The 10704-nt window shown below is 63.9% G+C and carries 4 protein-coding genes; 1 reads left to right on the top strand and 3 read right to left on the bottom strand.

Features of this window, described 5'->3' with window-relative positions:
* Positions 1 to 330: 330 nt before the first annotated feature.
* From J7E83_RS14285 to J7E83_RS14275, 3 genes are read right to left on the bottom strand one after another with little or no spacing between them, the layout of a single operon-like run.
* Complete coding sequence (locus J7E83_RS14285) at positions 331 to 4002, bottom strand: 1,4-alpha-glucan branching enzyme (protein ID WP_214963200.1); 3672 nt, start codon at positions 4000 to 4002, stop codon at positions 331 to 333.
* A gap of 14 nt (positions 4003 to 4016) precedes the next feature.
* Positions 4017 to 5813, bottom strand: coding sequence for a maltose alpha-D-glucosyltransferase (gene treS, locus J7E83_RS14280; protein ID WP_214963198.1), 1797 nt, complete (start codon positions 5811 to 5813; stop codon positions 4017 to 4019).
* Positions 5810 to 7858, bottom strand: a complete 2049-nt coding sequence (locus J7E83_RS14275) for an alpha-1,4-glucan--maltose-1-phosphate maltosyltransferase (RefSeq protein WP_214963218.1) — start codon at positions 7856 to 7858, stop codon at positions 5810 to 5812. Before J7E83_RS14275 ends, treS begins: the two co-directional genes overlap by 4 nt.
* A gap of 183 nt (positions 7859 to 8041) precedes the next feature.
* On the opposite strand from J7E83_RS14275, the gene glgP reads away from it, so the two are divergent.
* Positions 8042 to 10660, top strand: a complete 2619-nt coding sequence (gene glgP / locus J7E83_RS14270) for an alpha-glucan family phosphorylase (RefSeq protein WP_214963190.1) — start codon at positions 8042 to 8044, stop codon at positions 10658 to 10660.
* The last annotated feature ends 44 nt before the right edge of the window (positions 10661 to 10704 follow it).

Below are 10704 nucleotides of genomic sequence, written 5' to 3'. Positions count from 1 at the left end.
GCAACTTTTCAAACTTACCCGCTTGCTTCACCCTAGTCAAATCGGCGTTCCCGACTCCGTTTTGCCATGGGCATCTGGGTCATTTTCACCGACTGACTCCGGGGAGCAGCGCGGAAATAAACTCTACCACCACTGAGCTGTGATGGCCAACCACCCACGGCAGAGGCTCTCAGAGCCTCCTGAAGGGCCCTAGTCGGGCCCCCGTCAGACGCCCGTCAGGCTTCGGAAAGGCTCCCGAACGAAACAGGATGAGAAAGCAAAGAAGCCCGGAATCTCAAGGAATCCGGGCTTCTTCGGCGCCAACTCAGCGCCCGTTCCAAGCGCCCCTGGTCAGCTTGCGGCGGAGGGGCTGGGCTTGAAGTACGCCGCACCCAACGGCGGCAGCGTGACCGTGAGCGTGGCGGGCTGGCCATGAAGCCCTTCGGGGCTGGCCGTGAGTTGCCCTGAGTTCAGGACACCCGACCCGCCGTAGGCAGCTGCGTCCGTGTTGAGTACCTCGGTCCAGGCGCCGGCTGACGGCACGCCCAGCTCATAACCAACATGCGGCCCTCCCGAGAAGTTCACCGCGCAGACCAGGGGATTACCCTTGGTATCCCAGCGGACAAACGTCAGGACGTTCCGGTCGGCGTCGCCGCCGTTGATCCACTGGAAGCCGCCGGGTTCGTTGTCCCGCGAATACAGGGCCGGCGTCGAGCTGTACACCTCGTTCAGGTCCTTGGTGAGCAGCTGCATTCCACGGTGGGCGGGAATATCCGCCAGCCACCAATCGAGGCCGTGCTGTTCGGACCACTCCGCTTCCTGCCCGAACTCGGTACCCATGAAGATCAGCTGCTTGCCGGGATGCGCCCACTGGTACGCCAGGAAGGTGCGCAGGTTGGCGAGCTGCTGCCAACGGTCGCCGGGCATCTTGCGGAGCATCGAGCCCTTGCCGTGCACTACCTCGTCGTGGCTGATGGGCAACAGGAAGTTCTCGGTGAAAGCGTAGACCAGCGAGAACGTCAAAGTGCCATGGTGCCACTTGCGGTTGACGGGATCCTCTGAGGCGTACTTGAGGGAGTCATGCATCCAACCCATGTTCCACTTGAGGCCGAAGCCCAGACCACCATGGCTGGTGGGTGCTGTAACACCAGGGAAGGCCGTGGACTCCTCGGCGATCATCACAGCGCCGGGGTGGGTCTTATATACCGTGGCGTTGACTTCCTGGAGGAAGGAGATGGCCTCGAGGTTTTCGCGTCCGCCGAAGCGGTTGGGCTGCCACTGCCCGTCTTCCCGGGAGTAGTCCAGGTACAGCATTGACGCCACGGCATCCACACGCAGCCCGTCGATGTGGAATTCATCGAGCCAGTAGAGCGCGTTGGCCACGAGGAAATTCCGCACCTCCGTCCGGCCGAAGTCGAAAATCAGCGTGCCCCAGTCCGGGTGCTCACCCAGGTTGGGATCGGCGTGCTCGTACAGCGGCTGGCCGTCGAACTGCGCCAGTGCCCAGGCGTCCTTCGGGAAGTGCGCAGGCACCCAGTCAAGGAGCACCCCGATTCCGGCCTGGTGAAGCGCGTCCACAAGGAAGCGGAATTCGTCCGGGTGACCGAAGCGCGACGTGGGAGCGAAGTAGGACGTCACCTGGTAACCCCATGATCCGCCGAAGGGGTGCTCGGCCACTGGCATGAACTCAACGTGGGTGAACCCCAGCCATTTGACGTACTCCACCAGTTCCTTGGCGAGCTCGCGGTAGCTGAGTCCAAGCCGCCACGAGCCCAGGTGGACTTCGTACACACTCATGGGCGAATTGTGCGGGTCCCGCTGGGCGCGGGCCTCCATCCACTCGGAATCCTTGAAGGAATAAGAAGGCTCCACCACTTTGGAAGCCGTCAGCGGCGGGACCTCGGTGCCGAAGGCCATGGGATCGGCCTTTTCCACCCAGTAGCCCTCCTTGGTCCTAATCTCGAATTTGTAGCACGCCCCTGCTAAAACACCCGGCAGGAAGACTTCCCACACTCCCGAAGAGCCCAGTGAACGAAGGGAATGTTCGCGGCCGTCCCAGGCGTTGAAGTCGCCCTTGACGCGTACAGCCTGGGCATTGGGCGCCCAGACAGCGAAGGACACCCCGTCGACGTCGCCGAGTGAGGACTTGTAGTGCTGGACGTGGGCTCCCAATACTTCCCACAGTTTCTCGTGCCGGCCCTCACCGATGAGGTGCAGGTCCACTTCGCCCACCGTGGGCAGGTAGCGGTAGGGCTCGTCAACGGTCAGAGGTTCGACCCCCGGGTAGGTGACCTCCAGCCGGTAATCGGGAACGTGGCCCGGCTGCAGCGGATCAAGCACCGCTGCCCACACACCGTCGGCCTCATGGGTCATGGGCACCGAGTCGGCGGCAGTCACCACGGATACGGACGACGCAAGGTGCTTGACCGTCCGGATGGTGACGTGGCCGTGGTCATCCAAGTGGGCGCCAAGAACGGAGTGCGGCGCGTGGTGCTCGCCGTTCGCCACCCGGGCAAGGGTGTCCGCGTCCACGTGAAGCGGCACGTGGGGCCGATCTGTACGTGCTGAGCCTGTCATTTTGTTACCTTCCGATGCCGCCCCGGCCTGATCGCCGGTGCTTTTACCGCTGAGGACCTGCCTGGCCGCGTTCACTGGAATGGCCAGCCAGTCCGGTCTGTTCCGCAATTCATAAACAACTTCGTAGAGAGCTTTGTCCAGCCACAATGCCACAAAGAGCGGCGAGCGGCGGTCGATGGTCCCCGCTGTGACGCTCGAGTAGCCTGCCAGGAACGCGTCGGCACAGTCGTCCACCCACGACTCCGGAACGCGCGCCCCCTGATACTCGCGTTCGGCAGCACCCGCGGCATAGTCGAAGGAACGCAGCATCCCCACCACATCGCGGAGCGGGACGTCGGGGAGGTTACGTTCGAGGATAGGCCGAAGGGGTTCCCCTTCGAAATCCAGGATGGCCCAGCGCTCCGCCTCCCCGCCATGGCCCGGAACCTGCAGGATTTGCCCAAGATGGAGGTCGCCATGGATCCGCTGCAGCGGTCCTGCGGCTACGCCGTCGAGTTCGGCCAGCAACGCGTCCAGGGCCGCGGCGTAAGGCCCGACGGCGGCGCCTGCCTCCGTCCACGCCTGCCGGACCCGCTGGGCTACCCCGGGAGCGATGGCCCGGCCAGGGACGGTCTCTTCGGACTGGCCAAGAGCCTCCGCGAGCCGACGATGGACGGTGGCCGTAGCTGCACCGAGGGCGTGCGCTTCGGCGGTGAAATCGGTCCCGGTCCTTGCCGCATCCACTGCCAGGCGCCAGGCGTCCCGGCCCCCGGCGAGGAACTCGTGGGCGACGGCCAGCTCCCCCTGAACCTGGCGGGAATCTCCCGGCAGCTCCCATTCTCCGCTGACCCAACCCAGGGTGGCCGGGACCTCTGCAGTCCCGGCCGCGCTCAGGGCGGCGCCCACCTCCACTTCCGGATTCTTCCCTTCCGAGAGGACCCGGAAGAATTTCACTATCGCTGCGGACTCGCCGTCGTCGACTATGACCGAACTGTTGGACTGCTCACCGGAGAGGACCTTGACCACGCCGTGCGCGGTGGGCAACCGGTAATTCGACGGGGCCCGGTAGCCTGTGGCGCTACCCGCAGCGGTGGCGGCCCCGTTGCGGATTAGCTCAAGCCATGCGGAGACGAAGGCTGGATCGTGGACGGCGTCGTAGATCCATTCCGGCCCGGATCCAGTGCCGTTGACATGCCCGACCAGGGCACGTTCCATTCCGGTAAGTGGCGCCGCCCGGTAGCTGAGCGGAACCTGAACGACGTCGGTGCGTTGTCCGCCGTCCACCGTGCGGGACGTCGCCGCCAGCAGGAAGACCTCAAGGTGGGCATGCCCGGCGCGATCCTCGAGAGCCAGGCTGCCTACCTGTTGCAGCGCAAAATCGGCCGACTTCACCGGGAACCAGCGCTGACGCGGCAGCCACTCCTGGAGGAGTTCGCTCAGTGTGGGGCTGAGGACGGGTTGGCTCATGTCAATTCTCATTGTCAGTTCTCGATGGACAGGATGGGCATCGCCTGGGTAAAAGGGGAAGCCGGGTTGGAGGCCGCAGAGCGGATCCGCAGCCAGAAGAAGTCATGGCTCCCGAGGGTCAGTGTCAGCGTGCCGTCCTCGCTGATGCCAGGGAACGGCTGGCCGCCGAACACGTCGCGCAGCCCGCGCCCTGCATACTGCGGGATTCGAAGCCTTGCCGCCACCGGATGCTGCGAAAGGTTGAATGCGCACAGGATGGATTCGCCGTCCGCCCCAGCCGTATTGTCGTCGGAAAGTTCGCGGAGGTACGCAACGATGGAGTCGTGATCGGCCTCCACATGCTTAAAGGCGCCCAGACCGAATGCCGGGTGGTTCTTGCGGACGCTGAGGATCTGCCGGGTCCAGCGAAGCAGGGAACCCGAATGCGCTGCCTCCGCCTCCACGTTAGCCATGCTGTAGTTGTACACAAGCGACTGGATAACCGGAAGGTACAGCTTGCCGGGATCGGCGTTGGAGAACCCGGCGTTCCGGTCCGGGTTCCACTGCATGGGGGTGCGCACGGCATCACGATCTTCGAGCCAGATGTTGTCCCCCATGCCGATCTCATCCCCGTAGTACAGGAATGGGCTGCCCGGCAGCGACAGCAGCAGGGCGTTGATGAGTTCGATTTCCGCCCGGGAGTTATCCAGGAGGGGTGCCAGCCGGCGTCGGATACCGATGTTGGCACGCATCCGGGGATCCGGGGCGTACCAGCCCAGCATGGCGGCGCGTTCGTCCGCTGTAACCATTTCGAGCGTCAGTTCGTCGTGGTTGCGCAGGAAGGTCCCCCACTGCGCCCCTTCCGGAATCTCCGGTGTGTCGTGCATGGTTTCGATGATGGGAGCGGCCTTTTGGTCGCGCAGCGCGTAATAGAGGCGCGGCATGATGGGGAAGTGGAATGCCATGTGGCACTCGGGCTCTTCTTCCGTCCCGAAGTACTCCACTACCTCATTGGGTGGCTGGTTTGCCTCGGCAATGATGACACGTCCGGGGTAGCTCTCGTCTACCATGGTCCGCAGTTTGCGGAGGAAGTCATGTGTGGCGGGAAGGTTTTCGCAGTTGGTGCCCTCCTCCTCGAAAAGGTAAGGGATGGCGTCCGCCCGGAAGCCGTCGATGCCCTGGTCCAGCCAGAACCTGACGACGTCAAAGAGCGCGTCGATGACCTTGGGGTTCTCGAAGTTCAGGTCGGGCTGGTGGCTGAAGAACCGGTGCCAGAAGAACTGCCGGCGGATGGGATCGAAGGTCCAGTTGGATTCCTCCGTGTCCACGAAAATGATGCGGGCATCCTGGTATTTTTCGTCCGTGTCGCTCCACACGTAGAAGTCGCCGAAGGGGCCGTCTGGGTCTTTGCGCGATTCCTGGAACCACGGGTGCTGGTCCGACGTGTGGTTCAGCGGGAGGTCGATGATGACCCGGACGCCGCGCGCGTGGGATTCCGCAACAAGGCGCTTGAAGTCGCTGATGGTGCCGAATTCGTCCAGCACCGAGTTGTAGTCCGAGATGTCATAGCCGCCGTCACGCAGTGGCGACTGGAAGAACGGCGGCAGCCACAGGCAGTCCACCCCCAGCCACTGCAGGTAGTCGAGCCGGTCAATCAGACCCGAGAAGTCGCCGGAACCGTCACCGTTCGCGTCCGCGAAGGCCCTCACGAGCACCTCGTAAAACACTGCCTTCCGATACCAGAACGGATCGTGTTGAAGGCCCGGTGCGTTCAGCTCAAACGTGCTCTTTGGGGTGAAATGCTGGCCGGAGCCCTGGGGGTTAAAACTCACGGATGCGATCTCCTCACGCTCAGGATGTGTGCGGGTTCGACGTGCGCGTCCAAGCGGACGTAGTTGTATTCGCCCCATTCCCAGGTCTCACCGGAAATCAGGTCGTCAACGCGGAACCCGCCGTTGGGCGACAGGTCCTCCGGGTCGAGTTCCAGTGCGGCCAGGTCAAGCGACACGGTGCTCTCCCTGGTACCGTGCGGATCGACGTTGACCACGACGATGATCGTGTCCTTGCTGCCGTCCGCCAGGGTCTTGTGCTTGGAGTAGACGATGGTGGCCTCATCCGTGCTCTGGTGCACCGTCAGGTTCTGCAGGTCCTGCAGTGCCGGGTGGGCATGCCTGATGGCGTTGAGCCGGGTCAGGTACGGCGCCAGGGTACGGCCGGATTCCGCTGCGGCGTCCCAGTCACGGGTTTTGTACTCGAACTTTTCGTTGTCGATGTACTCTTCCGCGCCCGGCCGGGCCACGTGCTCGTAGAGTTCGTAGCCTGCGTAGACACCCCAAAGCGGGCTGGCTGTTGCTGCCAGGGCAGCGCGGATCTTGAACGCGGGCGGCCCGCCGTACTGCAGGTATTCGGTGAGGATATCCGGGGTGTTGACGAAGAAGTTGGGCCGGAAGTAGGCCGGCGAATCGTGGCTCACCTCGGTGAAGTACGCCTCCAGTTCCTTCTTCGTGTTCCGCCACGTGAAGTAGGTGTATGACTGCTGGAACCCGGCCCTGCCCAGCGCGTGCATCATGGCCGGACGGGTGAACGCCTCCGCGAGGAACACCACGCCCGGGACTCGTGTGTTCACCTGACCGATGAGCCATTCCCAGAACCACACCGGCTTGGTGTGCGGATTATCCACCCGGAAAATCTTCACCCCGTGGCTGACCCACAGAAGGACAACCCTCAAGATTTCCTCGGAGAGCCCCTCCGGGTCATTGTCGAAATTGAGCGGATAAATATCCTGATATTTCTTTGGCGGGTTTTCCGCATACGCGATGCTGCCGTCCACGCGGGTGGTAAACCATTCCGGGTGGGACTCCACCCATGGGTGGTCCGGCGCGGCCTGAAGCGCCAGGTCAAGCGCCACCTCAAGTCCTAGTTCGTTGGCCCGGGCCACAAAGGCATCGAAATCCTCGAAGGTGCCAAGATCCGGGTGAATGGAGTCGTGGCCGCCCTCCTTGGCGCCGATTGCCCAAGGCGAGCCGGGATCGTTGGGGCCGGCAATCAGGGTGTTGTTGGGACCCTTGCGGTGCTGGACGCCGATGGGGTGGATGGGAGGCAAGTAGATCACGTCAAAGCCCATGGCTGACACCGCGTCAAGGCGTTTGGCCGCCGTGCGGAAATTACCCGAAGTCCAGACACCGGAAGCGGAGTCCCGCACGGCACCTTCGGAGCGGGGGAAGAACTCGTACCAGGCGCCCCGCCCGGCGAGGTCGCGCTCAACCAGCAGCGGAAACTGCTCCGAGACTGTTACCAGTTCGCGGATGGGCTCGCGCCCCACGATGGCCGCCACCCCGTCGCTGAACCCGGCGGCGAGCCGCTCTTCAGGGCTGAGGGATCCGTCCGCCAGCCTGTCGGCGACCCAGCGCAACGTTGCCCTGTCCGCCTCGCTGCGGGACCCGTCGTCGGACGCTTCGCCCAGCAGGGCCGCGCCCTCTGCGAGCATCAGCTCGACGTCGATCCCTGCCCCCACCTTGACCTCGGCATTGTGGTGCCACGTTCCGTACCTGTCGTGCCATGCCTCGATGAGGAATGACCAGTTCCCGGTGCCCGACGGCGTGAGGACGCCTTCCCAGCGGTCCGTTCCCATCCCGCGTTCCCCCCTGGGCGGGGCCAGACGGACGCGCTGGCGCTCCTTGCCCGTCGGATCAAGGAGGACTGCAGTCACGCCCAGCTGATCGTGTCCTTCGCGGAATGCGGTGGCGCCCACCACGATTCCCTCGCCAGGCAGGGCCTTGGCCGGGTACTTTCCGCCCTCCACCACAGGTTGCACGGCCGTGATGGGAAAACGGCCAAACCTCAGACCGTCAAAGATCCTGCCCTTCGGCTTTTGCATGGATGCGGCACTGGTTCCCAAGTTAGTCGTCACATGCTCGACGTTAGCGAGAAATCAACGAGATTGCTAAGCCTGCTAACTTTTCTCCAGCGCGATTCGACTTTCCTGCGCGATATAGGTCATTTACCTAAAAGAAGGCCAAAGCAGTTCCTGCGGCCCATGTTGTCAGTTAGTGTGGCGCAGGTGAAGGCAATCCGCAGGTTTACCGTACGAACTGTTCTCCCCGAGCCGATCAGGCCGTTGGCCCGGTTGGCGACCAATCTCCGTTGGTCCTGGCACCGGCCAACACGTGAATTGTTCGCGGGATTGAACCCCCGAATCTGGGAGGAAAGCGGGCAGGATCCCGTCAGCTTCCTAGGGTTGGTCAGCCGTGAAGAGTTCCAGAGCCTGGCAGTCAACCAGTCGGTGGTCGAACGGATCAGGGCCGCCGAGAATGACCTTGACCGGTACCTCGAGGAACCGCGCTGGTACCAGGGCCTGGGCGACGGCGCCCCGAGTTCCATTGCCTATTTCTCACCGGAGTTCGGCATCACCGAAGTGCTCCCGCAGTACTCGGGCGGCCTGGGCATCCTGGCCGGTGACCACCTGAAGTCCGCCTCGGACCTGGGCGTGCCGCTCATCGGCGTCGGTCTGCTGTACCAGGCCGGCTACTTCAAGCAATCGCTCTCCCGGGATGCCTGGCAGCAGGAGACCTATCCGGTGCTGGATCCGGACGGTCTCCCGCTGACCCTGCTCCGCGAACCGTCTGCGGACGGCAACGGCCGTCCCCTCCAGGTTTCGCTGCCGCTGCCCAACGGGCGCTGGCTGCTGGCACACATCTGGCGTGCCGACGTCGGACGCGTTCCCCTGCTGCTCCTTGACTCCAATGTTCCGGGCAACGACGACGCCGCACGCGGGGTCACCGACCGTCTTTACGGCGGCGGCGGCGACCACCGGCTGCAGCAGGAGCTCCTCCTCGGGATGGGTGGAGTGAAGGCGCTGCGCCTCTACCAGGAGCTCACCGGAACAGACGCGCCGGAGGTCTACCACACTAACGAGGGCCACGCGGGCTTCCTGGGCGTTGAACGCATCCAGGAACTCATGGCAGGTGAGGAAGCCCTCAGCTTTGACGAGGCGTTGGCTGCAGGCAGGGCCTCCACGGTGTTCACCACCCACACTCCGGTACCGGCAGGCATCGACCGGTTTGAGGTTTCCCAGATCCAGCACTTCTTCCAGGCCGGGCTCGCACCTGCGGTGCCGGTGGACAGGATCCTGGAACTGGGCAGGGAAAACTACGCGGACGGGAACCCGTCGGTCTTCAACATGGCGGTGATGGGCCTCCGGCTGGCTCAGCGGGCCAACGGCGTCGCAAAGCTTCATGGCGAGGTTTCCCGTGGCATGTTCTCGGCGCTGTGGCCGGGCTTTGACCACTCCGAGGTGCCCATCACGTCCGTGACCAACGGCGTGCACGTGCCCACCTGGGTGGATGGGCGTATTTCCAAGCTGGCCAGGGAACAGTTTGGCGTTGAAGCCGAAGCTATGGGGCGCTGGGACCTCGCCTACAACGTCAGCGACGCCGACGTCTGGGCCCTCCGCCGCGAAATGCGCGCCGCGCTGGTGGAGGACGTGCGCCGCCGCCTCCGAGCCGCCTGGAAGAAGCGGGGCGCCGCCGACGCCGAACTCGGCTGGACGGACAACGTGCTCGATCCCGACGTGCTCACCATCGGGTTCGCCCGCCGTGTCCCAACCTACAAGCGCCTCACCCTGATGCTGCGGGAACCCAAGCGTCTGAAGGCACTCCTCCTGCACAAGGAACACCCCATCCAGCTCGTGATCGCGGGGAAGTCACACCCCGCCGACGATGCAGGCAAGAAGATGATCCAGGACCTGGTGCGCTTCACCGACGACCCCGAGGTCCGCCACCGGATCGCATTCCTGCCCAACTACGACATCGCGATGGCCCGGACGCTCTTCCCGGGTTGTGACGTCTGGCTCAACAACCCCCTCCGTCCGCTGGAAGCCTGCGGCACCTCCGGGATGAAGGCTGCCATCAACGGTTCCCTGAACCTTTCCGTCCTGGACGGCTGGTGGGATGAGATGTACGACGGCGAGAACGGCTGGGCGATCCCCACCGCCAACAACGGCGCTTCCCCCGAGGAGCGTGACGACATCGAAGCGGCGGCGCTCTATGAACTCCTGGAAACACAGGTAGCACCGCGCTTTTATGGCATTACAGTGTCCGAAGACGCAGGGGCCGCTGGTCCGTCCCTCTCTGGAATGGAGAAGGTCCCGACGCACTGGGTCTCCATGATCAAACACACGCTTTCGCACTTGGGCCCGGCGGTTTCTGCGGAGCGAATGCTGCACGACTATGTAAACATCCTTTACCGCCCGGCGGCGGAAGCGGGCCGCAGGGCAGTGGCGGACTCTTATGCCCAAGCCCGAACCCTTGCAGCCTGGACTGCCCAGGTGCGTTCCGCCTGGCCGCTGCTGCACGTGGAACATGTGGACTCAGTTGGTGTTTCCGAAGATCCCCAGATTGGCGACACCCTCCAGGTGAACGCGTACGTGGCGCTGCACACGCTGTCGCCCGATGACGTTGCCGTTGAGGTTGCCTATGGCCGCGCCGAAGAAAGCGATACCTTGGCGGACATCACCATCATGGAGCTGAAAGCGCAGGAAGACCTGGGCAGCGGGCGCCATCTCTTCACCGGCTCTCTGGTGATCGACCGCTCCGGTTCATTCGGCTACACCGTGCGTGTCCTGCCTCGGCACGAGGCGCTGGCCTCCAAGGCCGAGCTCGGGCTCATCGTCAACGCCTAGCACCAGCGCGAACTGGCAGCTGATGACCATCCAGAGCGGAACTG

The sequence above is a fragment of the Arthrobacter sp. ISL-48 genome, from assembly GCF_018613805.1.
Classification (GTDB): Bacteria; Actinomycetota; Actinomycetes; order Actinomycetales; family Micrococcaceae; genus Arthrobacter.
This window is presented reverse-complemented; position numbering and strand designations above follow the sequence as displayed.